Source organism: Nocardia albiluteola (assembly GCF_018860155.1).
In the GTDB taxonomy this organism is placed as follows: Bacteria; Actinomycetota; Actinomycetes; order Mycobacteriales; family Mycobacteriaceae; genus Nocardia; species Nocardia albiluteola.
The window spans coordinates 125,728-151,952 of sequence record NZ_JAHKNI010000013.1; the positions used below are offsets into that span (position 1 = coordinate 125,728).

Annotated in this window: 20 protein-coding genes; 4 read left to right on the forward strand and 16 right to left on the reverse strand. The window is 69.1% G+C overall.

From position 1 onward, the window contains the following. Positions 1-6 precede the first annotated feature (6 nt). A complete protein-coding gene (locus KO481_RS32005; protein ID WP_215922209.1) occupies positions 7-453 on the forward strand; it encodes a hypothetical protein in 447 nt (148 codons plus the stop codon). Positions 454-565: 112 nt separating this feature from the next. Here the strand turns inward: KO481_RS32005 and KO481_RS32010 are convergent, their stop codons facing one another. The 7 genes from KO481_RS32010 to clpB all read right to left on the reverse strand — a co-directional run bounded on the left by KO481_RS32010 (position 566) and on the right by clpB (position 8,655). After that, on the reverse strand, positions 566-1,255 hold the full coding sequence (locus tag KO481_RS32010; RefSeq protein WP_215922210.1) for a lysoplasmalogenase family protein: 690 nt from the start codon (positions 1,253-1,255) through the stop codon (positions 566-568). A gap of 1 nt (position 1,256) precedes the next feature. Beyond that, the gene (locus KO481_RS32015) at positions 1,257-2,315 is read right to left on the reverse strand and encodes a beta-ketoacyl-ACP synthase III (RefSeq protein ID WP_215922211.1); all 1,059 of its coding nucleotides are present in this window, start codon (positions 2,313-2,315) and stop codon (positions 1,257-1,259) included. Positions 2,316-2,383: 68 nt separating this feature from the next. Beyond that, on the reverse strand, positions 2,384-2,929 hold the full coding sequence (pyrE, locus tag KO481_RS32020; RefSeq protein ID WP_215922212.1) for an orotate phosphoribosyltransferase: 546 nt from the start codon (positions 2,927-2,929) through the stop codon (positions 2,384-2,386). A 19-nt stretch (positions 2,930-2,948) separates the two neighbouring features. Further along, on the reverse strand, positions 2,949-3,758 hold the full coding sequence (locus KO481_RS32025; RefSeq protein WP_215922213.1) for an SDR family NAD(P)-dependent oxidoreductase: 810 nt from the start codon (positions 3,756-3,758) through the stop codon (positions 2,949-2,951). Positions 3,759-3,890: 132 nt separating this feature from the next. After that, complete coding sequence (locus tag KO481_RS44515; RefSeq protein WP_215922214.1) at positions 3,891-4,994, reverse strand: TtfA family protein; 1,104 nt, start codon at positions 4,992-4,994, stop codon at positions 3,891-3,893. Positions 4,995-5,069: 75 nt separating this feature from the next. Then, positions 5,070-5,993 carry a DUF5666 domain-containing protein gene (locus KO481_RS32035; RefSeq protein ID WP_215922215.1) on the reverse strand — a complete coding sequence of 308 codons (924 nt, stop codon included), beginning with the start codon at positions 5,991-5,993 and terminating at the stop codon, positions 5,070-5,072. A 106-nt stretch (positions 5,994-6,099) separates the two neighbouring features. After that, entirely contained in the window at positions 6,100-8,655 is a 2,556-nt protein-coding gene (gene clpB / locus KO481_RS32040; protein WP_215922216.1) for an ATP-dependent chaperone ClpB, read from the reverse strand. A gap of 307 nt (positions 8,656-8,962) precedes the next feature. Here clpB and KO481_RS32045 point away from each other — a divergent pair, with 307 nt between their 5' ends. Together KO481_RS32045 and KO481_RS32050 are read left to right on the forward strand one after the other, a co-directional pair. Next, positions 8,963-10,123, forward strand: coding sequence for a globin domain-containing protein (locus KO481_RS32045; RefSeq protein ID WP_215922217.1), 1,161 nt, complete (start codon positions 8,963-8,965; stop codon positions 10,121-10,123). 56 nt (positions 10,124-10,179) lie between these two features. Next, positions 10,180-10,965, forward strand: coding sequence for an FAD-binding oxidoreductase (locus KO481_RS32050; RefSeq protein WP_215922218.1), 786 nt, complete (start codon positions 10,180-10,182; stop codon positions 10,963-10,965). 12 nt (positions 10,966-10,977) lie between these two features. Here KO481_RS32050 and KO481_RS32055 read toward each other — a convergent pair whose 3' ends face one another. From KO481_RS32055 to dnaK, 9 genes are all read right to left on the reverse strand, one after another. Continuing rightward, positions 10,978-13,494 carry a helix-turn-helix transcriptional regulator gene (locus tag KO481_RS32055; protein WP_215922219.1) on the reverse strand — a complete coding sequence of 839 codons (2,517 nt, stop codon included), beginning with the start codon at positions 13,492-13,494 and terminating at the stop codon, positions 10,978-10,980. A 118-nt stretch (positions 13,495-13,612) separates the two neighbouring features. Further along, positions 13,613-14,824: a cytochrome P450 family protein gene (locus KO481_RS32060; protein ID WP_245401821.1), complete on the reverse strand. Its 1,212-nt coding sequence runs from the start codon at positions 14,822-14,824 to the stop codon at positions 13,613-13,615. Between the two features lie 248 nt (positions 14,825-15,072). Next, the gene (locus tag KO481_RS32065; protein WP_215922220.1) at positions 15,073-17,268 is read right to left on the reverse strand and encodes a linalool dehydratase/isomerase domain-containing protein; all 2,196 of its coding nucleotides are present in this window, start codon (positions 17,266-17,268) and stop codon (positions 15,073-15,075) included. Between the two features lie 531 nt (positions 17,269-17,799). Then, positions 17,800-18,966: a globin domain-containing protein gene (locus KO481_RS32070; RefSeq protein ID WP_215922221.1), complete on the reverse strand. Its 1,167-nt coding sequence runs from the start codon at positions 18,964-18,966 to the stop codon at positions 17,800-17,802. A gap of 700 nt (positions 18,967-19,666) precedes the next feature. Continuing rightward, positions 19,667-21,016: a family 1 glycosylhydrolase gene (locus tag KO481_RS32075; protein WP_215922222.1), complete on the reverse strand. Its 1,350-nt coding sequence runs from the start codon at positions 21,014-21,016 to the stop codon at positions 19,667-19,669. Between the two features lie 144 nt (positions 21,017-21,160). Next, positions 21,161-21,580 carry a heat shock protein transcriptional repressor HspR gene (locus tag KO481_RS32080; RefSeq protein WP_245401782.1) on the reverse strand — a complete coding sequence of 140 codons (420 nt, stop codon included), beginning with the start codon at positions 21,578-21,580 and terminating at the stop codon, positions 21,161-21,163. Beyond that, positions 21,580-22,749: a molecular chaperone DnaJ gene (gene dnaJ, locus KO481_RS32085; protein WP_215922223.1), complete on the reverse strand. Its 1,170-nt coding sequence runs from the start codon at positions 22,747-22,749 to the stop codon at positions 21,580-21,582. The genes KO481_RS32080 and dnaJ overlap by 1 nt, the downstream gene beginning before the upstream one ends. 80 nt (positions 22,750-22,829) lie before the next feature. After that, positions 22,830-23,465 carry a nucleotide exchange factor GrpE gene (gene grpE / locus KO481_RS32090; protein ID WP_215922224.1) on the reverse strand — a complete coding sequence of 212 codons (636 nt, stop codon included), beginning with the start codon at positions 23,463-23,465 and terminating at the stop codon, positions 22,830-22,832. Continuing rightward, positions 23,462-25,330, reverse strand: coding sequence for a molecular chaperone DnaK (gene dnaK, locus KO481_RS32095; RefSeq protein WP_215922225.1), 1,869 nt, complete (start codon positions 25,328-25,330; stop codon positions 23,462-23,464). Before dnaK ends, grpE begins: the two co-directional genes overlap by 4 nt. A gap of 581 nt (positions 25,331-25,911) precedes the next feature. Here dnaK and KO481_RS32100 point away from each other — a divergent pair. After that, the gene (locus KO481_RS32100; RefSeq protein ID WP_215922226.1) at positions 25,912-26,205 is read left to right on the forward strand and encodes a WXG100 family type VII secretion target; all 294 of its coding nucleotides are present in this window, start codon (positions 25,912-25,914) and stop codon (positions 26,203-26,205) included. The last annotated feature ends 20 nt before the right edge of the window (positions 26,206-26,225 follow it).

The following is a 26,225-nucleotide window of genomic DNA, read 5'->3' on the forward strand; positions in this document are numbered from 1 at the left end:
TGGGCCATGGACCACTCGCGCATACTTCGCACGGTGCTCGGCGTGACCGTCGGGTACATGATGCTCCTCGGCTTCTGGCTGGGATGGGTCGTCAAGCACACCCCGCCCGGGACGCTGCCGTATCAGATGGTGGCGCTGGTGGGCATGTTCGGATCCTGCGTCGGGCTGGGGATGGTGCTGGCCCAGCGCCCGACGCGCGCCGACCGTCGACTGCTGCGGCACGGCCTCGAGGGCTGGGCCGTCATCGAGGGCGTGCACCCCCTGACCCACACCGATCATCACACCGAACTCACCGAGCTGGACCTCGAGCTCACCGTCCCGGGATCCGAAACCTACCGGGGCACCATCGTTTTCGATGTCGCGCCGATCGACGAGCCGAAGATCACCGTCGGAGAGACGATTTCGATCCGCGTCGACCCCACCGACCGCGACCGCATCATCCTGTGTTTGTAATCGAGCGCCCCATACCCCGCCGCCCTGCCGACAGCCCCGGACGACCGCCTCGACCATCCCGGAGCCACTACATCCGTCGCCCTGGAGCAAACCCCACGACAGCGAAGAGAGACTACTCCGTGTGAACGCGCGGGTCGGTGAGCAGATACTGCGCCCCCGCGTAGGTCGCCAGAATGATGCCCTCTGTGATGCGGCGGGCCCGCGGCGTACGGGCGAACAGGCGGCGCAGCACGATCAGCCCGTCCGAGGCGGTGAACAGCAGCGCGCCCAGGCCCACGCGGGTGCGTGGATCGCCGGCCGGAAGATTCATGCCCGCAAGGGTTTTCGCCTCCGGAGCCAGACCCGGGTCGGAGGCGAGCACCGCCGCGGTGGCCAGGGTGGCGCCATAGCCGCTCAGCGGCAACGCAAGCCGCGGCGCACCACGGCGCAACAGCGCGCCCGCACCGAGCCAGGCCGCGATGCGCGGGGCTGCGACGGCCGCGCGCGGACGGGCACCCCGCCGCCACCAGAGCGCCGAATACCCCGCCTGCATCACCGCGAAAGCGCTTGCGCCCGCGACCAATCGACGATCGTCGTCCGGATCGATGAGCAGCACGTCGCCCACCGTCGCGGCGCCCAGCGAGCCGAGCAACAGCGCTCGATCGGCCGGCGCGAGCGAACGGCCGCTGTGCACCACATCGGCCGCCAGCAGCGGCATCATCATCGGTTTCGCGATCCACTGCAGCCGGTCCCGGCCGGTCAGTGCCCCGGCCACGGTCAGTACGGCCGCACCGGCGAATGCGGCCCGAAACGGTCTGGCCATCTCAGAAACTCGATTCGATCGGGCTGGGCGGCAACGTGACGACCTGGCCCGCGTAGCTGAGCCCGGCGCCGAAGCCGAGCAGCAGTGCCAGCTGTCCGCCCTTGGCCTTGCCGGTCACCAGCATCTCCTCGATCGCCAGTGGGATCGACGCGGCGGAGGTGTTGCCGGTGTTCTCGATGTCGTTGGCCATCGGGATGTCGTCGGCCAGGCCCAGATTCTTGCTCATCAGCTCGTTGATGCGGGCATTGGCCTGATGCGGCACGAACACATCGATGTCCTCCTTGGACACGCCCGACGCCTCGAGCGCGGACGACAGCGCCCGCGGCAGCGTGACCGCCGCCCAGCGGAACACCCGCTGTCCCTCCATCCGCAGCGACATCCGGCCGATCGGCTCGAGCTCGGGGTCCGTGCCCTGCAGCGCCTGCGCCCTGTCCATGTACGCGAGGAAGTCCACGTTCTGCGCGATCGCCTCGGCGTTCTCGCCGTCGCTGCCCCAGACCGTCGGCGAGATGCCGTTCTCCTCGGCGGGCCCCACCACCACGGCGCCGGCGCCGTCGCCGAAGATCATCGCGGTACCGCGATCGGTCGGATCCAGGCCGACGGTCATCGTCTCGGCCCCGATCACGAGTACATACTGCGCCGAGCCGGACCTGATCAGATCCGCGGACACCCCGAGCGCGTAGCCGAAACCGCCGCAGCCCGAGGCGAGGTCGAATGCCGGAATACCGTTCATGCCCAGGTCGTAGGCGATCGACGGCGCACCGTGCGGGGTCAGCTTCAGCCAGCTCGAGCTCGCGAGCACCAGCGCGCCGATCCGCGACCGGTCGACCCCGCTGTTGACGATCGCGCGCTCGCCCGCAGCGGACGCCAGCGTCCGCAGCGTCTCGTCGCCGCTGATCCAGCGCCGATTGCGAATCCCGGTGCGCTCGTAGATCCATTCCGGGGAGGAGTGCAGCACCTCGCACACCTCGTCGTTGCTGACGATGCGGGTGGGCCGGTAGGCGCCGATGCCGAGCATCGCGACGTTCCGGCGGCCCCTGTTCACTGCGATACTCACCACAAGCGGCTCACTCGACCCTTCGCGCACGTCGTCGGACAGGAAGATTTCAGGCTAGCCGAGCCGCCGGGTCACCCCAGCGCGAGATCCTTCAGCCCCAGAATCGAGCGGTATTCCAGCCCCTCCGCCGCGATGATCTGGTCGGCCCCGGTCTCCCGGTCCACCACCGTCGCCACGCCCGCGACGATCGCGCCGGCCTCACGCAGCGCGCGCACCGCGGTCAGCGGCGAATTCCCGGTCGTCGTGGTGTCCTCGACCACCAGCACGCGCTTGCCGACGATGTCCGGCCCCTCGATCTGGCGCTGCATGCCGTGCGTCTTGGCGGCCTTGCGCACCACGAACGCGTCCAGCGGACGGCCGGGCGCGTGCATCACGGCCGCCGCCACCGGGTCCGCACCCATGGTGAGCCCACCGACCGCGGCGAAGTCCCAGTCCGACACCAGCTCCCGCAGCAGCTTCCCGATCAGCGGCGCGGCCTCGTGCTGCAGGGTGGCGCGGCGCAGGTCGATGTAGTAGTCGGCCTCCTTGCCGGACGACAACGTGACCCGGCCGTGCACGACGGCCAGCTCCCGCACCAGTTCCGCCAATCTGTCTCGATCGGTGGTGGATTCGATCATCTTCTCTGCCGTGTCCTTTCTAAGTCCTGCCGCGTGCGTCGAACAGCGCCCGATTGATCCGGACCTGCAGGGATCGCGGGATCATCCCGGCCACCGTGGTGAGCACCTTGTACTGCGCCCCGGGCACGCTGACCACCCTGTCCGCGTCCAGATCGCGCAGCGAACCCGCAACCACCTGATCGACATTCAGCCACATGCGTTTCGGTAGCGATGACATCTCGATACCGGCCCGATCGTGGAACTCGGTGTGTACGAATCCGGGGCACAGCGCCTGCACCCGGACACCCGTCCCGGCCAGGCCGCCCGACAATCCCTCGCACAAGGATACGACGTAGGCCTTCGATGCCGAATACGTCGATCCCCTCCCCGGCACCAGACCGGCCACGCTGGCCACATTCACGATCGAGCCCTTCGCCGCGGCGACCATGGGCGGCAGCGCGGCGCGGGTCAGCTGCAGCACCGCGGTGACGTTGACGTCCAGCTGGGACTGCAGGCGCGCGGGGTCGATCGTCCAGAACTCCCCGGACAGACCGAAACCCGCGTTGTTGACCAGGAAGTCGACGCCCTCGGACAGCCGGGCCGCGACGCGGTCGCGGTCGGCGGACTCGGCGAGATCGGCGCGCAGCACCTCCGAATGGGTGTCGAAACGCCGGCTCAGCTCGTCGGACAGGGCGGTCAGGCGCCGCTCGTCGCGGGCCACCAGCACCAGGTCGTAGCCGAGGGAGGCCAGGCGCACCGCATAGCCGTGCCCGATCCCGGACGTGGGCCCGGTGACCATCGCGACGGGCCGGATGGCGCCGGGCAGGCGGGCAGCGGGGGAATCCGTCATGCCTCCGCTTCGCTCCGGCACGCCGGAGGCCCGCTGTGTCGATGATTCGCTCGCAGGCTCGCTCATGAGGTCATCATTGCGCACCGGCGGCCGTCGCTGTGCATCCCCACATCGACACGGTCGCGGACGCGGTCATCGGGAGGCGGGACCCTGATACGGGCGGAACCCAGGATGGAAGGGACCGCCCGGCTGATCGGCCGGCTCCTCCTCGTGCCACTCCTGCTCGGGCTCGGCCTCGCGATGCGAATCCTGCTCCTGCTCCTCCGGCCAGGACTCCTGGGCGGGCGGCCAGTTGCGGCGCACCCGGCTGCGCGGATCGGGCACGACGGCCAGCGCGGGGCGGCGCGGCGGCTCCGATTCGCCGGCGATGTCCTTGACCACCGGCGCGTAGTCGTCCTCCTCGTCGTCGGGGTGCGGCACCGGGGGCTCGGTGTCGAACTCCGCGAATCGCGAAGGCGGATAGGGGCGTTCGCGCTCGTCCTCGTACCCGCGATCGTCGCGGGTGGGGGCGTCGTAGCCGTGGCCGGCCGGGAGATCGTCGTGGTCGTCGTCGCGGGGACGCGGCCGGGGACGGCCCGGATCGTGCGACTCGGATTCCGCCGGACGCACGCCCCGCTCGGTGCCACCGGCCACCGGCGGCAACACGTGCAGCAGCCCCGAGAGCCGCAGCACGGCATCGACCGCGGTCTCCCAGTCCCGCGACGACATACCCACCGGCAGCACGCCCAGGGTCCAGTTGCCCTCACTCCACAGCTGCTGGACGCTGCTGGGCAGGGTCTCGATGAACGCCACCATGCGCTGGTCGACGGCGTGCCGCGCAATGTCCGGGTTGGTCGCGAACACCACCCGATCGCCGATCGCGCCGAGCAGCTCCAGATCGGCATCCTTGGGCGGGGCGGCGGTCTTGAGGCGCAGGTCGATGTCGATGTCCGAGCCGATCTGGCGGCGGACCGCGACCAGCGTCGCGGCGTCCTCCAGGTCGAACAGCACGAACTTCTCGCCCTTGCGATTGCCGGAGACCACATCGACCGCGGACAGGTACCCGAGCTTGGCCATCGCCCCACGGCGCCAGGTGGCTGCCAGCGCGGGCTCGACCGAAACGTAGGTATAGCCCTGGGCCTTCGCCCAGACCTGCCGCACGTGACCGGTCCGCTGCCGCTGGAGCCGATCGAAATACAACAGCACGATCGCACCGACGAGTGCGACCGCTGCGAGCGCGAACCAGATTGCCGTCATCGCCGCCAAGTCTAGTTGCCACACGCGCGACACGGTGTGTCCGCCAGGCGTGTCAGCGGTGCGATGGTGTCGCGATCACCTCGTCGGGTACGGCACCTGCGTGGTCGAAGCGGGCACCACGGTGCCGATGATCATCTTGGCCAGGATGGTGCCGTCCGGATTCTTGTTGCCCTGCACCACGACCATGTCACCGGCGTGCAAATCGGCCAGGGTGCCCGAGCCCAGCGTGATGACCTGGGTCTTGGCATCGGTGTGCACCGTGATCGTCGAGCCGGAGAGGGAGTCGATGGTCAGCGTGGAACCGTCGTTGGTGGCGACAGTGCCCATCGTGGCGCCGAGATTGTCGCTGCCGGGCAGCCCCGGCCGCGAGGGTGCGACGCCGCCCGAGGTCTGCGGGAAGAGCGGGAACTGAGCCGTCGGTCGGCTGGTGGTGAGCGCGTCCGGGGCCGAGGAGGACGACGAATCGTGACCGGCCAGGAAGAAACCCAGCGCGGCCGCGCCGAGCACGACCACCCCGAAGATGCCCAGGCTCAGCAGGACCCATGTTCCGGCCCGGTTGCGCCCCCGCGGCCCGGCGGGCCCCGCGCCCGGAACGTATACGGGAACCGCGCCCGGAACGTATTCGGTCGGGACGTCGTCCGGGCCGTATTCGGCGGTCGGGCCGTCCCCGGGGCCGTACTGCACGGTCGGGTGGTACTCGGTGGGTCCGGCCGATCCGCCCTGCGCGTACTGCGTCTCGGGCGGCCCGCCCCACTGCGTGTCGTAGGCGCCGGGAGTGTCGTAGACGCCCCACTGACTCTGATAGGGCGGCAGCTGCCGCGTCGCGTTCGGCCCGGGCACCGGTTCGTTGTACGGATAGAACTCGGCCGGAGGGGGCGGGGGCGCCTCCGAATGCTCCCCGGCCTGCGCGCCCTCGGCCGCCCCCCGCCCCCCGATGTGCTCGGTCGGCGTCTCGGGCGAATCCGGTCGCTGCCCCCACGGATCACTCGGATTCGTCATACCAACCAGCGTAGGTCGAGATCCGGGTCGGATGAGGGAACCTCGACGAATGCACGGCATGCCCGGCGGCAGTGCCGCCGGGCACGGGGCATCCGCGCCGGGATTCTCATCGCCCGACGATGAGCCCGTCGCCGTCCGGGGAGACGTTGACCTTCACCACATCGCCGTCGGTGACCTCACCGGCCAGCAGCTCCTTGGCCAGCGAATCGCCGATCGACTGCTGGATCAGCCGGCGCAACGGGCGCGCGCCGTAGGCGGGGTCGTACCCGCGCACGGCCAGCCAGAAGCGGGCAGAATCGCTCACGTCGAGCTTGAGCCGACGCTGCGCGAGGCGCTTGCCCAGCTGGTTCAGCTGGATGTCGACGATCTCCTCGAGCTCCTCCTCGTTCAGGGCGTGGAACATGACCACGTCGTCGAGGCGGTTGAGGAACTCCGGCTTGAACGCGGCGCGCACCGCGCTCATCACGAAGTCCTTGTCGCCGCCCGCACCCAGGTTGGAGGTCAGGATGAGGATGGCGTTGCGGAAATCGACCGTGCGGCCCTGGCTGTCGGTCAGACGGCCCTCGTCGAGCACCTGCAGCAGGATGTCGAACACATCCGGGTGCGCCTTCTCGATCTCGTCGAAGAGGACCACCGTGTACGGCCGCCGCCGCACCGCCTCGGTCAGCTGACCGCCCTGGTCGTAGCCGACGTATCCGGGCGGCGCACCGACCAGGCGGGCCACCGAATGCTTCTCGGAGTACTCGCTCATGTCGATGCGGATCATGGCGCGCTCGTCGTCGAACAGGAAGTCCGCCAACGCCTTTGCCAGCTCGGTCTTGCCGACGCCGGTCGGGCCGACGAACATGAACGATCCGGTGGGACGGTTCGGATCGGCCACGCCCGCCCGCGCCCGCCGCACCGCGTCGGACACCGCGCGCACCGGATCGGCCTGCCCGACAACGCGACTGCCGAGTTCCTCCTCCATGCGCAGCAGCTTCTGGGTCTCGCCCTCGAGCATCCGCCCGACCGGAATTCCGGTCCACGCCGACACCACCTCGGCGATATCGTCCGGGCCGACCTCCTCCTTGAGCATCACCTCGCCGTCGGCGGCCGTGCCCGCCTTCCGCTCGGCCTCGGCGAGTTGCTTCTCCAGCTGGGGGATGCGGCCGTACCGCAGCTCGGCGGCCTTGCCCAGATCGCCGTCGCGCTCGGCGCGCTCGGATTCGCCCTTAAGGGTCTCGAGCTCCTCCTTGATGACACGCACCCCGTCGATGGCCTGCTTCTCGTTCTGCCAGCGGGCCATCAGCTGGTTGAGCTTCTCGCGATCGTCGGCCAGTTCGGAGCGCAACTTCTCCAGGCGCTGCTTGGAGGCCTCGTCGGTCTCCTTGGCGAGCGCGACCTCCTCGATCTCGAGCCGGCGCACCGCGCGCTCGACCTCGTCGATTTCGACGGGGCGCGAGTCGATCTCCATGCGCAGGCGCGAGGCCGACTCGTCGACCAGGTCGATCGCCTTGTCCGGCAGGAACCGGGAGGTGATGTAGCGGTCGGACAGCGTGGCCGCGGCGACCAGCGCGGAGTCGGTGATGCGCACGCCGTGGTGCACCTCGTACCGCTCCTTGAGCCCGCGCAGGATCCCGACGGTGTCCTCCACCGACGGCTCGCCGACCAGCACCTGCTGGAACCGGCGCTCGAGGGCGGGATCCTTCTCGATGTGCTGGCGGTATTCGTCGAGGGTGGTCGCGCCGACCAGCCGCAGCTCGCCGCGGGCGAGCATGGGCTTGATCATGTTGCCCGCGTCCATGGCCGATTCGCCGGTGGCCCCGGCGCCGACGATGGTGTGCAACTCGTCGATGAAGGTGATGATCTGCCCGGCGCTCTGCTTGATCTCCTCGAGCACGGCCTTGAGCCGCTCCTCGAACTCGCCGCGGTACTTCGCGCCCGCGACCATCGCGCCCAGATCGAGCGAGACCAATCGCTTGCCGCGCAACGATTCCGGCACGTCGCCGGCGATGATGCGCTGGGCCAGGCCCTCGACGATCGCGGTCTTGCCCACGCCGGGCTCGCCGATCAGCACCGGGTTGTTCTTGGTGCGGCGGCTCAGGACTTGTACAACCCGCCGAATCTCGGTGTCACGCCCGATGACAGGGTCGAGCTTGCCGTCGCGAGCGGCGGCGGTCAGATCGGTGGAGTACTTCTCCAGCGCCTGGTAGCTGCCCTCCGGATCGGCGGAGGTGACGCGGGCGTTGCCGCGCACCGCGGTGAACGCCTCGCGCAGCGCGTCCGCGGTCGCGCCGTACTTCAGAAGCAGTTGCGAGACATCGGAATCGCCGCGGGCCAGGCCGACCATGAGGTGCTCGGTGGAGACGTATTCGTCACCGAGCTCGGTGGCCAGCTGCTGGGCGGCGGTGATCGCGGCCAGGGCCTCGCGGCCCAGCTGCGGGGTGGTCGTCGCGCCGGTGGCCCGGGGCAGGCGCTCGACGATGTCCTGGGCCTCGCGTCGCACCGCTGCCGGGTCGACCGCGACAGCCTTCAGCAAGGGGGCGGCGATGCCGTCGGTCTGATCCAGCAACGCCACCAGCAAGTGCGCCGGACGAATCTCCGGATTGCCCGCGGCCGACGCGGCCTGCAGGGCGGCAGTCAGGGCCGCCTGGGTCTTGGTGGTGGGATTGAACGAGTCCACATTCACCTTCCTACTTGTCGTCTGCTGTGCGGGCGGCCCACTCGGCCGCCCACAATCTGTTCAACGCAGTAGAAGTTGAGTCTGTTCCGCTCAAGTTTGAAATTTTTCTCCGGCTCACGCCGCGCTTGTCCCACGCTAACCCGTCGCGCCCACCCGCCGCGAGGATTCGACCGCGACCGCGGCGGTAGCGTCATCTCCTCATCACCAGGTGATAACCGTGCGACCACGGATTCATCGGGGATACTGGATCGCAGGCCCCGGCAACCGGTGGTCCGCAGAGGTCTGGAGCAGAAGGGATGCTGGAGTCGTGGATGCGCGTTCGGCTGCGCTGGTCCGCGCCGATTTCCGGTCGATCATCGAATCACCGACGGGCCCGGAACGGCTGATCGGCGCGTTCTACGGGCATATGTTCGCCGAGGAGCCCGGGCTGCGCGAACTCTTCCCACCCGCCATGGAGATGCAGGCCAAGCGGGTACTGACCGCCGTGCAGTACGTGCTGGACCACCTCGAGGACTGGGATCGCGCCCAGCACTTCCTCGAGCAGCTCGCCCGCGATCACCGCAAGTACGGGGTGGAGGCGGCGCACTACGACGTCGCCGGGCGTGCCCTGCTCGCGGCCCTGCGCACCTACCACCACGCGGGCGACTGGTCCCGCGGCCTGGAGGAGGGCTGGCGCGATATCAGCATCCTGATCTCCGCATCGATGGCGATCGGCGCGAATTCCGACACCTCGCGGCCGTACTGGGAGGCGACGGTGGTCGGCCACCGCCGCGTCCTGGACGACCTGGCGATCGTGCGGCTGCAGTCCGACACCCCGATTCCCTACCAGGCCGGGCAGTACGTACCGGTGTCGATTCCGCAGCGGCCCCGGATGTGGCGGTACCTGTCCCCGTCGATTCCGACGAATCCGTACGGCGAGATCGAATTTCATGTGCGCAAGGTCCGCACCGGCTGGGTCAGCCCCGCCATCGTCACCGAGACCGAGGTCGGGGACGTCTGGCAGATCGCCGGGCCGCTGGGCGCGCTGCACGTGGACCGCGACAGCGACAGCGACGTGCTGATGATCGGCTCCGGCACCGGCATCGCGCCGCTGCGCGCCCAGCTCATCGAGATGGGGCGGCGCGGGGAGAATCCGCGGGTGCATTTCTTCATCGGCGGCCGCTACCCGTGCGACCTGTACGACGTGGACAACATGTGGCAGCTGTCGCTGAGCAATCCGTGGTTGACGGTGGTTCCGGTGTGCGAGAACGCCTCCAACCCCTGGTGGCACCCGCATCCGCCGGCCGATCCGCCGTTCGGCATGCACCGCAGGCTGATCGGTAACCTGGGTGCGGTGGTGGCCAGCTTCGGTTCGTGGGCCGATCGCCAGATCCAGATCGCCGGGTCGTCGCGCATGATCGCCGACACCACCCGCGCCCTGCTCGCGGTCGGCACGCCCGAATGGGCCATCAGCACGGATCCGGTGTAATCCGGCTCTATATTTCGTAGTGCGGCACAAGGCTTTTCGATCGTTAGGGATGGTGCATGACCCTCGGGCCCGATGAGACCGGCGAAATCCACCTGGGCAGGCCCACCGAATCGCTGGCGACGGTGGTGGGCCATCACCGCCTCCGGCACGACCTCGCGGTGATCCGGCTGATCGGGGAGTACATACCCTTCGCCGCGGGCCAGTCGGTGCAGGTACAGATCCCCCAGCATCCGGGCGTGCGCCGGCGACTCTCGCCCGCGCTGCCCCCCTCGCTGGACGGCAAGCTGGAATTCCACGTGCGGGCCGTCCCGGGCGGGTGGTGCAGCGGCACGATGGTCGCCGACACCCAGGCAGGCGACGAATGGGTGATCACCGAGCCGGAGGGCTGGCTGTCGGTCGACGAGGGCGCCACCGATGTGGTGATGCTGGCGGGCGGGACCGGGCTGGCCCCGCTGCGGTCGCTGCTGCTGGACATCTCGCGCCGCCCCGAGCCGCCGCGCACCCACCTGTTCATCGGCGGGCGCTTCCCCCGCGACCTCTACGCCTCGGACATGCTGTACCTGCTGACCGGCGAATTGCCCTGGCTCACGGTGGTTCCCGTGGTGGAGAGCTCGGTCGATCCGGACTGGCCGGATCCCTGGTACGACAGCTGCCGCGTCGATGTGGGATTCGACGTCGACGAGATGCTGGAGGGCACGCTGGCCGACGTCGTCGGCGACATGGGCCCGCTGCCCAACCACCAGGTGCTGGTGTGCGGCTCCCCCGGCATGACGCGGGCCACCGTCGATCGCCTCATCCAGACCGGCACCCCGGCGGAATCCATTCGGTACGAAGGCGCGTGAGACGCGGGGCGCCTACTCCCCGGGGATGAAGTCGGCAATCCGGGTGCGCGAGGTGATCCGGAGCTTCTGCAGGATGGCGCTCATCTGCGCATCGACCGTCCGGCGGGACGTGCCGCGCCGGGCGGCAATGACCGAATTGGTGCACCCGGCCGCGACCAGCCTCGCGATTTCCCGTTCGGCGCCGGTGAGGTCGTACCACTCCCGTCCCCCAGTGCGCCGTTCCCGCGTCAGCACCCGCGCGGTATCGATCGTCGCGGCGCCCAGAGCCAGCCGATGCACCTCCTGAGCCTCCGGTTGCAGTGCCGCCCCGTATCTTTCGGTGGCCTCGAAGGCGTCCGCGCCCAGTACGTCGCGCGCCACCTCGATCGCCTCCTCGGCGATGTCGCAGAATGCTCCGAGCCGGGTGAGGTCGACGCCCAGCACGGCACGCAGGGTCCGGGTGCCGCCGGCGATCAGGGCGATCTCGGCGGCCGCGGTCAGGCTGCGCGGCCCGGCCGCCTGAGCGGTCGCACGGCTCGCCGCGATCATCCGCGCCAGCGCCCAGGCCCGGAAGTGCAAGGCCCACAGGGCCGCCCACTGCTCCCGGGTGGCCACGACGTTCTCCAGCACCGCACACTGCAGGTCCAGGGCCTCGTCCACGCGATCGAGCCGGGTGAGCACGATCGACCAGGTCAGCTCGGCCCAGTGCCGGGTCCACGAAACACCCACGGCGGCAGTGCGTTCCAAATATTGCCGGGCGAGCTCACGGGCCTGTTCAGGCGGTCCCAGCAGCGCGGCCGCGAGCGCCGCGAACTGCGCACTGGGAATCGCGCCCGAGACGTTCCCGAGCCGATCGAACTTCGCACGGGCGCGCTCGAGCACCGCGATCGCGGCCGGATCCTTCCGGATGACGAAAAGTTCGACGCCCCGGGCGAAGTCGACGGCAGCGGGAAGCTCGAGATCCGCCTCCCGCCAGTCCCCGGCCGGTTCCGGCACGCACTCCCGGACGCACTCGTCGAGCAGCCGTGCGGCATCTCGGGTCTCCCCCTGGCACAACAGGATCCACACCAGCAGCGCCCGCGCCGTCACGCGCAGCTCGGCGGCGCGCGGGTCGGCGGCGGTGGTTGCCTCGAGCGCGCGTTCGGTCCACAGTCGCATCTCCCGGAATGCCCCCCGGAAGAACGGCAGCCGCAGGATCAACAGGCCCGCACAGAGTTCCAGCCCGGACACGGCGTCGCCGCCCGGGGCGAGGCTGCGCTCGATCGCGATGACGATGTTGTTCCAGGCCGCCGTCGCCCAGGCGAGCAGATCGCGTTCGGCAGGACCGAAGTAGGTCGCCGCGGCGTGCAACACCCTGTCCCGGTAGTGGTTGCGGTGCCGCTCGGCGCACGCGGTGGTCTCGTCCCGCTCGTGCAATCGTTGCTGCGCGTAGACCCGGAGATTCTCCGTCAGCGAGTAGGCCACCGTAGTGGCCGCGATGTGCCGGGTGACCAGCGACTGGTCCGCCAGTCGCTCCAGCACGACCTCGAGCTCGTCGGCGGTGAGCCGGATTCGGTCGGCGCCCGGGCCGGACTCCTGCGGACCGCCGAGCGGAATCGGGTCGGCGCACACCGCGCGAATCGCCTCCAGATCGGCGCCGACGTCGAAGGCCACCGCATTGTCCGGCGTCGTGTCGTAACCGGTGGCGAACACCGCCATCCGATCGAAGAGCAGCTTCTCCTTCTCCCCGCACAGGCGGTAGGACCAGCCGATGACATCGTTGATGCTGCGATGCCGGTGCTCGGCGCCCAGCGCCGGTCCGGGGATCCAGTCCAACCGGCGGTCGCTGCCCGAATCGGCATCGAGCTGCCGGGCGATCAGCGCCAGCGGCTGCCGCACGAGGCGACCGGCCGCCAGGCGGATGTAGAGCGGGTGGTGGTTCATCTGCCGGCAGATCCGCGCCGCGAGCGCGAGCTGTTCGGCGCTGACGACCGGGTGACCGGTCAGCTCGGCGCGTAGCCGGAACAGTTCCAGCGACTGGTCGGCGGGCAGGGGCGGCACGTCGAACCGATGCTCGTCGACCCACTCGATCGCCTCCCGGCTGGTCGCCAGAATGCGCAGCTCGGGGATGGTGTCGAGCAGCCGCGTGATGATCCGGCCGACACCCAGCAGCAAATGCTCGCAGTTGTCCAGCACCAGCAGCGGTCGCCGGCGCAAGCCGCCGCCGGAGGTCCGGGCCAGCGTGACGATCAGGGCATGCCACCCGGGACCGCCCGAGCAGTCGGTGGTCACCACCGATCGGACGATCTCCTCCGCCACGATGTCGGCGTCGCTGTGTGCGGTCAGATGGGCCAGCCGCACCCAATACACGGGTGTGTCATGGGCATTGCGCAGCCGCTCGGTGGCCTCGGTGGCCAGGCGGGTCTTCCCGATTCCCCCGGGGCCGATCAGGGTGACCAATCGAGTGTTGCGGAGCAGCAGGGCGACGAGCGCGTCCGACTCCGGTCCACGTCCGATGAAATCGTCCGCTGATACCGCGGTCTCGAATTCGTCGCGGGGCCTGGGCAACATGGTCACGACAATAGCCACCGGCGCGGCGGATCGGCGCGGTACTTCGCGTCGGCAGCTGGAAGCCGCAGCGCCGCAAGATTTCTCGCGACTCGAGCGGTATTGCCACCGCTGACCTGCGTTACGCGGACCCCGCCGAGTGCGCCCCCAGCCGGAAGGGCGGTGACGGCGGGAAGACGACCGGAAGCGAGGCCAGCGCACGATGGAAGGGACCGGGCCGCCAGGTGAGATCGCCGGGGGCGATGCTCAACTCGATCTCCGGGAGCGCGTCCAGCAGCTGATCCACACCGTCCTGTGCGATGAGATACGCGGCCTGCCGCGCGGGGCAGGCGTGCGGCCCGGCGCCCCAGGCGAGATGGGAGCGGTTGCCGGCGTGGTCGCCACCGGTGCTGATCGCCGGGTCGTTGTTGCAGGCGGCGATGCTGATCAGCACCGGTTGATGCGCGGGTAGCCAGACGTCCTCGATGAGGATCGGGTGGCGCGGGTAGCTCATGCAGAAGTTCGCGATCGGCGGATCGGTGAACAGCACCTGGTCCAGGGCGTCCCGGGTCGGCAGGCTGCCGCCCACGACATCGAGGAATCCCTGCTCGTCCAGTGCGGCCAGCAGGGTGTTGGCGATGAGGTTGAGCGTCGGTTCCACTCCGGCGCCGAAGAGCGGGACCAGCTGTTCTATGACCTCGTGATCGCTGAGCCCGGCCGGATGCTGGATCAGGCGCGAGGTGATGTCCGGACCGGGCGCGCGATGCTTGGACGCGACGAGCTCGCTCAGCGCCTCGAGCAGCATCGCGTTGCCGGCGGCGGCGTCGTTGCCCTCGAACATCGCCATGATTCCCATCGCGACGCGCTGCCCGATGTCCGGCGTGCACCCCAGCATGGTGTTGATGACCTGGAAGGCCAGCGGAGTCGCGTACTGGCCCAGGAGATCTGCCGACCCGTCCCGGCAGAAGCCGTTGATCAGGCCGATGGCGACGTCCTCGACAATGGCGTGCAGCCCGTGCAGGTCCACGGCCTCGATGGCGGCGACATTGGCGCGGCGGTAGCGCGCGTGCTCGGCGCCGGCGCTGCGAATGGCGTTGGGCCGCCACTCCATCAAGGGCTTCACCGGGCACTCGTCGGGAATGCTTTGCTGCCACCGACGCGCATCGGCCGGGAAGTGATCGGGGTCGTGCAGGATGCGCACCGCCGCCCGGTAGCCGATGACCAACGTCGCGGGCACGCCCGGGGCCAGCTCCACCGGCACCAGCGGGCCGTAGGTTTCGCGCATCCGGCGATAGCTGGCGTGCGGATCGGCGGCGAACTCGGGCGAGTACAGCGCCACCCGGGGGCCGGCCATGGTGATCGGCGAATCGGTCACGGCTCCACCTCGCTAGCGCTCGGCTCCGCCGTGCCCGAGGCCGGCTGTGTCATGGTTCCCTCGCTGCGCTCGGTCACGGCTCCACCTCGCCAGCGCTCGGCTCCGCCGTGCCCGAGGCCGGCTGTGTCATGGTTCCCTCGCTGCGCTCGGTCACGGCTCCACCTCGCCAGCGCTCGGCTCCACCGTGCCCGAGGCCGGCTGTGTCATGGTTCCCTCGCTGCGCTCCGTCACAGTGGCCTCAATTCGATCGCAGTCCGGTCGTGCAGGTCGACGACGATGCGGGCAGTGCCGTGATCGTCGGCGCGAATCGAGGTTTCGTGGGCGCCGTGCGCGACATAGGTCCGACCGGGCTGCAGCCGGTCCAGCACGAGGCCGAAGCGTCCGGGCTGCAGGCCCGGCCGCAGGACCGCGTCCAGGCCGGTGCCGTCGGTGACGGCCCGCGCGACCATCACGTCGGGGTGCGGCACCTCGGCGATCCGCGGGCCCACGTCCCAGGACCGGGGGCGCGGGGCGGACATCATGTCCGAGAAGGCGAACGGGCGTCCGAGCCCGCCCAGCCCGAGCATGCCGTTGGCGTGCACCGAGGCGGCCCGGAAGTCCCGGACGCCGGGCCGGTCCGCGGATTCGACGAAGCCCAGCTGATCGACCGCCGCGCGCCACAACTCCGCGTGCCAGTCCAGCTCGCCGAATTCGTTGGCCAGCAACATGGCCGCGGCCAGCGATTCCGCGTTCGTCGCCGAGCGCGAGCCCCAGTCCTCGGCGGTCGGGGATTCCGTACCGGCCGAACCGGATTCGCGGTAGCGGCCGGTCTCCAGCCAGTCCCGGCGCAGGATTTCCCAGGCGCGCCAACCGAGTTCGGGTAGCAGCGTGACCAGGAACGCCGAGATGCCCGCCGTGGTGGTCGGTCCGCGGAAGGCCCGGGCGGTCAGTCCCAGGCCGGAGACGAGGAAGGTGACGATATCGCCGTCCGCGGCGGTGAATTCGGTCTCGAGGGCATGGCGTAGGCGCGGCGCGAGCTCGGCGGCGTGCCCGGTGCCGTACAGCGCGTCCGAGATGGCCAGGCCGGCCGCGCTGACCGCGTTGCAGTAGGGGAAGACCAGCCCCCGGGTGCGCGAGCGGCCGACCGGGACCGGCTCGCACGGCCACAGGCACAGCTCACCGCCGAAGTTGCGCAGGACGATGTCGTTGATCGCGTCGCGGCCGTAGGCGACCGAGTGATCCCGCGACCACCGGAACTCGAGCGCGGCCGGGTCGCGGTAACGCAGGTCGCCGGTGGCCTGTTCGAACATGCCGAGCTGCAGGTTGAGGTATCCGGTGAACATGATGTTCTGCGGGACGTCGATCGGGTCGCTGCGGCGCCGGATGTCCCAGTTGCCCAACAGGTTTTCCCAGTACCAGTAGCCCCAGACCTTGGTGTCCTGCATGCGGTCGATCAGGTTGCGCTGCGCGGTGTGCAGCGGCCCGGTCAGCGCCGGGGTGTGCGCGTAGTTGTACATCGACAGCGCCCAGCCCAGCGCGTTGAGCTGGTATCGGTACTGCTGCAGCGGCCCCGGGCCCTCGTCGTCGAAGCCGTGCCAGTCCTCCAGCGGCTGCATGGCAATGCTGAGGAGATGACGGGTCAGGGCGAGCTGATCCGGAGTCGCCTCCGACACCACCGGCGCGGCGGACGGCTGGCGCAGCGGCACCGGGTTGGTGCGTGCCGGGGTCTGCCGTTCCCGGAGGAACTGTGCGCGCTCGGCGCCGACGCGCTGGGCGGCCCTGTGCCGGACCAGTTCGCGGATGATGCCCGCGGCGGTGCCGCCGAGCGCGATCAGCAGTGCGGCCCAGCCGAACCAGGACAGCGGGCCGGCCATGTCACCACCGGCCATGTCGCCGTGGTATCCGGCGAGCCCGGCGCCGACCGCCGCGGACACGACCACGATCGCGGGCAGGGTTACATAGTCCGAACGCGCGATGGACCGGAACATGTACGCCCAGCCGGCGGCGAGCAGGACCCCGAAGAAGGCCATGACGTGGCTGACGAGGACAACAACGGCGGGCGCGATCCACACACCGACGGCCAACAGCGACAACAGGACCACAACACCCACGGCCGCCAATGTCCGATGGCCGCGCAGCGCCAATCCGGCCAGGCAGATCTCCACGGCAATGAGTACGGCATGCCCGGCGATCATCGCCGCGCCGAAGTGATCGTGCGGCGAAGGCATCGCGACCAGCAGCCCGGCACCGGGGACGATCAGTCCGGCGCCGAAGGCACGCCAGGGGATCGAGAGCCCCAGCGCGGCGGGGGCTACCGCCGCGACCACCCACACCACCACAACCACGGACACGGTGCGCGTCCACCACCGCGAGACCAGCGGTCCTCGCAGGCGAGGCGCGGCGCTACCCTCGACCACCGCGCTCGTATCGACCGCCGAGCTCATAACGCCTCCGCGACTCGGGAGACAACCAGTTCCGGCGCGACGCAGACCTCGGCGAGCATCGCACGAACGGGACGAGACGTACTGCGGCCCCGGACCGTTCGCCACACGTTCCGGACCTCGGGCCCGAGGAGCATCAATCCCCCCAGCAACAGACAACACACCACGACCAGCGCACCTCCTGGACGGTTCCCTCGTCCCGTCTCGAAGTAGCGTGAATACCTAAGTAGCCGGTCCCACATCGGTATGCGTCCCGGTGGCGTAGGAGGCGAAACCGCCGCCTGAGGGGAGTTACAGACAGAACAGTGGGCTTCGCTGAGCGAGGCCTGGCGGAGCAGCTCGACGCGACACGTATCGGGCCGTCGTACGAGGCTCGGCCGGGATCACCCTGACTCCGTTGTACAGGATAGGGGGAAGCGACCCGTAATTCCGGCGAAGGCCGGGAACGAGCGACGACCGCGGCTCATGGGTCGCGCTCAGTCCCGGACCTTCGCGGGAACGGCGGAATCACCTCTGCCGGAACACATCCTCCCCTCAGAACAACGGGTCGTGCCGGATGCTGGCACCCGGGGTGCCCGCGGCCATCAGCCGGAACTTGGTGGTCTGCACCATCGACGGCGAACCGACGATCTGCACGTCCCGGTCCGCCCAGGGCCCGTAGCTCGCCACCACCCTGCCGATCTGGCCGACCCGGCGCGGGTCCAGGCCCGGCAGCTCGCGCGAGGGTTCCACGGAATCGAAGTACCACCAGGGGTTTTCATTGCTCTCGGTGACGGGCGTGACGGTCAGCCACTTGTTGGCCACGGCCAGCGAACTCAGCATCTCCAGGTCGTACAGGTCGCAGGGATGATGCCCGCCGACGAACAGATGCACCCTCGGGTTGGATCGCCGCTGCGCCATCGCCATGAGTTGTGCACGCAGCGGGGCGATTCCGGTGCCGCAGCCGACCATCAGCATCTTGCGCCGGGTGTTGCGCGGGACGCCGAGCCCGCCCAGCGGCGAGCCCAGCAGCCACTGTTCGCCGACCGCGGTGCGCATCATCGCCGGGCTGACCCAGCCGCCGGTGACGCTGCGGATGTGAAACTCGATCTCCCCGTTGTCATTGGAGGGAACAGCCGGGGACAGGTACCGCCACATCCGCGGGCGCGCGGGAATCTGCACGCTCGTGTACTGACCGGCGGCGTACCGCATCGGCTGATCCAGCCGCAGCCGCACGATGGCCAGATTGCTGAGCGTCTCGCGGCGCTCGATCACGGTGCCGGTCCACACCCGCGGCGTGTCCTCCTGCTCGGCGGCGGCCATCATGGTTCCGGCGATCAGCTCGACGGCCTCGTCCCAGGCGCGATCGACGTCGTCGGTCCACAGCTCGGTACCCGCATTGGCGCGCAGCGCGACGGTCAACGATTTCCCCACGGCCGCATAGTGTTCCGCGGTAACGCCGTACTTGCGGTGATCGCGGCCGAGCTGCGCGAGAAAGGGCAGCAGCTTGTCCGGATCTTCGAGTTCGTCGACGACGTAGCCGATCGCCTTGACCAGCCGGTCGCGCTGGGCCTCCAGGGCCGCGGGGAAGAAGTCACGGATGTGCGGGTACTCGGTGAACAAGATCGCGTAGAACGAGCGGGCCAGATTTTCGGGCCCCGACTCATTCGCAGCAACCGCCTTGAACGTCGTTCTTATCAATGCGATGGTCTGCGAATCCATTTGTCTCACAACCCCATTTCACACTCGAGCACAAGCCTGGCCGCGGGTGGTGCACTGGCGGTCAATCGACAGCAGCCGATGGAGACCGAGTGTAGGCGAGGTTTGCCAGCAACGGAACTGGTCGTCTAAACAACGGGAATGTAATTCCCCAAAAACCAGGATAGGGCGCGTATAGCCCCATGGAAACAGACCGTTTACCAGGGACACACCGGGTGATACTGGCCAAACCCTCAGCGAAATACCAGTATTCATTTTGCAAGCCTCACGTTTGCAGCGATCATCCTGCAACCTCTGAGAGTTCGGACCGCGGCCCCACCCCTCCGCTCGGCGCGCGCGGTTGGCAAGCTTCGGGCCACCTCGAGACAACTTCGGCGCGAATATCTCACCCGCGCTGTGTATCTCTTTCATCTGAAAGCACAGCACATATCTCGCAACAAAACGCAGTCCTGCGAACCGCGCGCGCGAGGGCGACCGGCCGGCCCATCACGCGGCGAACTACCTCAGCGCCCGATCCGGTACCACGATGGCGATTTCCCCGATAGCCGAGCGCATCTCGGTCGGACCTTCGAACAGCGGTCACGCGGCCCGCGCGCCGGGGTGAGCCTGCCGCCGTCTACCTCGGCCCGGTATTACCCGAGGTGCGGGAGGCCGGCATCCCGGAGTTCGTGCGCGTGTTGCGTGAGCGGTGCGCCCGTGGGGGTTACGGCCCGCCGACCGGGGAAAGGCAGCTGGCGGGTGGATCGACCAGGATGCACAGGGACGGGGCGCGGACCGGGCGGTAGCCGGGCGGGACGCCGCCCGCGGCAATGAGCTGGTTGTAGGTTCCGACGGCATCGGTGGGTCGACGGGTGAGCGTGGGGTCGGTCCGGACATCCACGGTGTAGAGGCCGAATCGGGGTGCGTAGCTGCCCCATTCGTAGTTGTCGGTGAGGCTCCAGTAGTTGTAGCCGATGACGTTCATGCCGTCGGCCTTGGCACGCTGCAGCCAGAACACGGTGTCGCGCAGGTGATCACTGCGGCTGTAGCCGTCCGCGCGCGGGCGGCCGTTGTCGGTCGGCAGGCCGTTCTCGACGATGTAGAGCGGCTTTCCCGGGAACCGTCGCGAATAGTATTGCAGCGCATAGTAAATCCCCTCGGGACGCACCGGCAGATCCGACAGCCGTGCGCTCGAGATGCTGGGTATCGCCGACCCGGTGGCTTGCGAGATGCCGTCGAGGAACGCCGCGGCCGGATCGTAGGCGAAGTAGTAGTCGATCCCGACATAGTCGAGCCGGTTCGCGATGCGGTCGACAATCCCACCGTTGACCTGTGCCTCCTCACCGGCGGCGTAGCCGAGGTTGCTGGTGACCTGTGCGCCGGGCTGCACCTGGTGGATGTAGTCGTAGATGGCGTTGTGCACCTGTGCGATTCGGTCCAGCATCCGGTTCGGGTCCGCGGCGCCGTGCCGGGCCTCCTGCTCGGCGTAGGCGACCGGCTCGTTCACGGTGACCCACAGCGGATTACGCGACCGGTAGCGGTCGACGACCCTGCGCGCGTTGTCCAGCCAGTCGCCGACCATGCCCGCAGCGCGCCAGCCGCCCCGGCCGGCCTCCCAGCCCGGGTACACCCAGTGGTCCAGGGTGATCATCGGCCGCATCCCGGCCCCTTCGATGCTCGCGACGACCGCGTCGTAGTGGCGGAACGCGCCCTCGTCCCACACTCCCGGCGCGGGCTCGAGCCGGGCCCATTCGATCGAGATCCGGAATACCCGCACCCCCATCGCCGCGGCCGCGTGGATGTCCGAGTCGTAGCGGTCGTAGAAGTCGACCGAATCCTGCAGTCTGTCGTAGGCGGGGTTCGCGGCGACGTAACGCGTCCAATTGCTGTCGGGCGCATGCCCTTCCGACTGGAAGCCGGAGGTGGACACGCCCCAGAGAAATCCGGGGCCGAGCGACGGGAGGCCCGCGGCCGGCCGCATCGGCGGGGCGGCCGGAGCCGGTGGACACATCAAGACGGTCGATGCCGCGGCGGCGAGCGCGGCGAGGACGGACCTTCGAAACCGGGATCGCATAGTTCCAGCGTAAACGGATTCGGCCGCGGTCCCTGGGCGATTCGGTTCGGTCCGCGCGTTGGCCGGCCTCATCGTCCTGCACCGCCGATACGAAGACAGCGCCCCTGGGATCCAGGGGCGCTGTCTCGGTGGATGTTTCGCCGGCTACCGGCGCTTGTTGCGCGGCTGCCACACCACCAGGGCCGTACTGCGTTGCGGCGGAGTGAGGTCGGGCCGGTAGGCCGAGCGCAGCCGCTCGACCTCGGCCGTCAGCTCGACCACCCGCTCCTGCAGCGCCTCGACCTGATTGGTCAGATCGATGATCCGCTTGATACCGGCCAGGTTGACGCCCTCGTCCTGGGACAGCCGCTGCACCTCGCGCAGCAGCTCCACGTCCCGATTCGAATAGCGCCGACCGCCGCCCGAGGTGCGGTGCGGCGTCACCAGACCCAGCCGGTCGTAGGTGCGCAGCGTCTGCGCGTGCATTCCGGCCAGCTGGGCGGCGACCGAGATCACGAAGTACTCGGCGCTCGCTCGGCCCCTGTCGTCACCGGGTGGGGGCGGAGCCCCTGCGTGACCGGACATTACGCACCTGCCCATCCAGCTCGCGGATCGAACCCGCCGGCCTTCTCCGCCTCCGCATACTGCCGTAGCGCCTCGGTGGCATTGTCGTCCAGCTTGGGCGGCACCGCCACCTTGACCGTGACCAGCAGGTCGCCGGCGCCGCCGGTGCGCTTGGGCACACCGCGCCCGCGCACGCGCAGGGTGCGGCCGTCGGCGGTGCCCGCGGGCACCTTCACCCCGACGCGGCCCTCCAGCGTCGGCACGGAAACCGTTGTGCCGAGCACCAGTTCGCTGTAGCTGACCGGCAGCACCAGGGTCAGATCGTCGCCGTTGCGGCCGAAGACCTTGTCCTGGCCGACGTGCACGGTGACGAACAGGTCACCCGCGGGCGCGCCGCGCAGGCCCGCCTCGCCCTGACCCGCGAGGCGAATTCGCTGGCCGTCGCGCACCCCCGGCGGGATCCGCACCGTGATGGTGCGGGTCCGGTTCTGGATGCCGGTGCCGCGGCAGTCCACGCACGGGTCGTCGATGATCGACCCCGTGCCGCGGCAGTCCTCGCACGGCTCGCTGAATCCGAACGCACCCTGGTTCCGGCTGATAACGCCGGTTCCGTTGCAGTGCGGGCAGACCCGCGGACTCGTGCCGGGCTTGGCGCCGCTGCCGTGACAGGTGGTGCACGGCGACGGACTGGTCATCCGCAGCGGGACCGTCACGCCCTGGGCGGCCTCGCGGAAGCCCAGGGTCGTCTCGGTCTCGACATCGCTGCCCCGGCGCGGACGCGACGAGGTGCGCGTGCCGCCGCGGTTGAACAGGCCGCCCAGGATGTCGCCCAGGCCGCCATCGCCGCCGGCGGTCTGCGCGCCGCCGAAGATGTCGCCCAGGTTGAACTCGTTGAATCCACCCTGCGTGTAGCCGCCGCCGGGCGAGAAACCCCCGCCCCGCGGGAAGCCACCGCTGGCGAACAGCCGCCGGGCCTCGTCGTACTCCGAGCGCTTTTCCGGATCCGACAGCACGGCATGCGCCTCGCTGACGGCCTTGAACCGCTCCTCGGCCTTGGCATCACCCGGGTTCTTGTCCGGGTGCAGGTCACGGGCCAGCTTGCGGTAGGCCTTCTTGATCTCGTCCGGGGAGGCACCGGAGGAAACACCCAGCTCTTTGTAGAAGTCCTTTTCGAGCCACTCACGATTCACCGGGCATCTCCTCCTTTCTGTGCTCTACACATTCTCCCGCCCCACCGCCCGAGTCGGGTTCTATAGATCTCTGCTGCTGCTCAGATGTCGTCGCCATCGGCGCCAACGTTCGGTGAACCCGTCACCAGATCCGTTACCCCGTCGGTGACTCCGACAAGCGCGTGCCGCAGCACGCGGTCACCGAACCGGTAACCCTTGCGCATGACGACTCCGATCACCGGATCGTGGCCCTCGCCCTCGTGCTGCACGGCCTCGTGCAGGGTCGGGTCGAAGGGCTCGCCCTCCATGCCGAACTGCTCGAGCCCCTGCTTCTGCAGGGCCTCGGCGAGCTTGTCCGCCACCGACTTCAGCGGGCCGGACTCCAGGTCGCCGTGGGCCCGGGCACGATCCAGATCGTCGAGCACACCGAGCAATTCGGTGACCACCGCGGACTTGGCGGTGTCGATCGCGGCCTTGCGGTCGCGCTCGACGCGCCGGCGGTAGTTGGCGTACTCGGCGGTCAGCCGCTGCAGATCGGCTGTGCGCTCGGCCAGTTCGGCGGCGACGGAATCGTCGCCGGACGGCGCGGGCTCCGGCGCGGGGGCCGCGGCGGCATCGGCCGCCGCGGCCTCGCGAACCTCACCGGTGACCGGATCGACCTTGCGATTGTCGAAGATCGTGATCGGTTCCTGTTCCGGGCCTTGCGGATCGACCGGCCCGGCGCCGTGTTCTGTCACTTCTTCTCCGGCTCTTCGACGACCTCGGCGTCCACGACCGTGTCATCGGACTGCGGGGCGGTCTGGCCGGTGGCGCCGGCCGCTCCGCCGAAGCCCGCGGCGCCGTCGGAGGCGTCGCCGGCCGCGGAGGCCTCGTAGATCGCCTGGCCCAGGGCCTGCGACTCGGTGGCCAGCTTCTCCACCGCGGTCTTGATGGCCGCGATGTCGGTGCCCTTCAGCGCCTCGTTGGCGCCGGCGATGGCCTCCTCGACCTTGCCCTTGATGTCCGCGGGCACCTTGTCCTCGTTGTCCTTGATGAACTTCTCGGTCTGGTGCACCAGGGACTCGGCCTGGTTGCGGGTCTCGGCCTCCTCGCGACGCGTCTTGTCCTCGGCCGCGTGCGCCTCGGCGTCCTTGACCATCCGGTCGATCTCCTCCTTGGACAGGCCGGAGCCGTCCTGGATCTTGATCTTGTTCTCCTTGCCGGTGCCCTTGTCCTTCGCGGTGACGTGCACGATGCCGTTGGCGTCGATGTCGAAGGTGACCTCGATCTGCGGCACGCCGCGCGGGGCCGGCGGGAGGCCGGTCAGCTCGAAGGAGCCCAGCAGCTTGTTGTGCGAGGCGATCTCGCGCTCGCCCTGGAACACCTGGATCTGCACCGAGGGCTGGTTGTCGTCCGCGGTGGTGAAGGTCTCCGAGCGCTTGGTCGGGATGGTGGTGTTGCGCTCGATGAGCTTGGTCATCACCCCGCCCTTGGTCTCGATGCCCAGCGACAGCGGGGTCACATCGAGCAGCAGGACGTCCTTGACCTCACCCTTGAGCACGCCGGCCTGCAGGGCGGCGCCGACGGCGACGACCTCGTCCGGGTTCACGCCCTTGTTCGGCTCCTGGCCGCCGGTCAGTTCCTTGACCAGCTCGGAAACGGCGGGCATACGGGTCGAACCACCAACGAGCACAACGTGATCGATGTTGGAGACCGAGATGCCGGCGTCCTTGATGACCGACTGGAACGGCTGCCGGGTGCGGTCCAGCAGATCGGAGGTGATCTTCTGGAACTCCGAGCGCGTGAGCTGCTCGTCCAGGAACAGCGGGTTCTTGTCCGCGTCGACGGTGATGTAGGGCAGGTTGATCGAGGTGCTCTGCGAGGAGCTCAGCTCGATCTTCGCCTTCTCCGCGGCCTCGCGCAGCCGCTGCATCGCCATCTTGTCCTTGGTCAGGTCGATGCCGCTGGTGCCCTTGAACTTGTCGACCAGCCACTGCACAACGCGCTCGTCCCAGTCGTCACCACCGAGGTGGTTGTCACCGGAGGTCGCGCGGACCTCGACGACGCCCTCGCCGATCTCCAGCAGCGAGACGTCGAAGGTGCCACCACCGAGGTCGAAGACCAGGATGGTCTGCTCCTTGTCGCCCTTGTCCAGGCCGTAGGCCAGGGCCGCGGCGGTGGGCTCGTTGACGATGCGCAGGACGTTCAGGCCCGCGATCTGGCCGGCCTCCTTGGTGGCCTGGCGCTGCGCGTCCTCGAAGTACGCCGGGACGGTGATGACCGCGTCGGTGATCTCCTCACCGAGGTAGGCCTCCGCGTCCCGCTTGAGCTTCATCAGCACGCGCGCGCTGATCTCCTGCGGGGTGTACTTCTTGCCGTCGATGTCGACGTTCCAGTCCGTGCCGATGTGGCGCTTGACCGAGCGGATGGTGCGATCGACGTTGGTGACCGCCTGGTTCTTCGCCGGCTGGCCGACCAGCACCTCGCCGTTCTTCGCGAACGCGACGATCGACGGAGTGGTCCGCGATCCCTCCGAGTTGGCGACAACGACCGGTTCGCCGCCTTCGAGAATGGCGACGACAGAGTTCGTGGTCCCGAGGTCGATACCGACCGCACGAGCCATTGTGATTCCTCCTGTATGACGAACGTAAATGTGTCGATGCAGGGCAAATGCCTGCCGTGGCCGCCGGGCGGCGGCCACCGGACCTCACCCCGAACACCGCCTGGAGCACGGTCCTGCGCAACACTGAGCGTGGTCGACTCAATCCTGCACCCGCGAGGGGTGCCAGTCAAACACCTACTTGAGTCTCACACGCTCAATCTTGCATCGATCAGCTCAACGAGCGGCACGTCTCGTCCATTCCCGAACGGCCGAAGAATTTTCACCAAGCGACCGAATCGCCGGAAGCCACCCGGGCGGCCGCATGACCGCGGACCAGCGTGCGGCGGCCGTGCACGAAGCCCGCAAGAAACAGCAGGAGCGGTTCCGCGCACCTGCTCCCGGACCCACGATGCCGTCCCGGCCGCCGCAGAATCCGGACCGTGGCCGGGGCGGGTTCGAACGGTGACACGCATGCGAGGCGCCCGCGGTACGGCGGGCGGGTAGGCCGGGCTCGACGGCCGTACGCTCATCGCCGCGATTGCCGCGAACTGATCACCCCTTTCGAGGAAGGTTTGTGTATGTAAGACACACCATTTGCGGTGGTGCCCACCGCGGTCTCCGATGCGGGGAAGTTCACCCAGGACACTGCGACCGCGCTGCGCAACGGGATCCGCTCGACCGATACCGAAATACAGGCCCTCATGACCACGTGGAAGGGCACCGCCGCCGCCTACCTCGCTGGCTGGGAGGAAACCAAGCGCGGGGCTCTGGAGGTTTTGGAGGCCTTGGCGGGGATGGCCGATGCACTCGGAGTGACCGCGGTCGGTTTCGCCGATATCGACGACCGCCGCGCCACCGACACCGCCCGCGTGACCAGCTCGCTAAACCTGCCCTGACCTGCCTCTATTCGACGTAA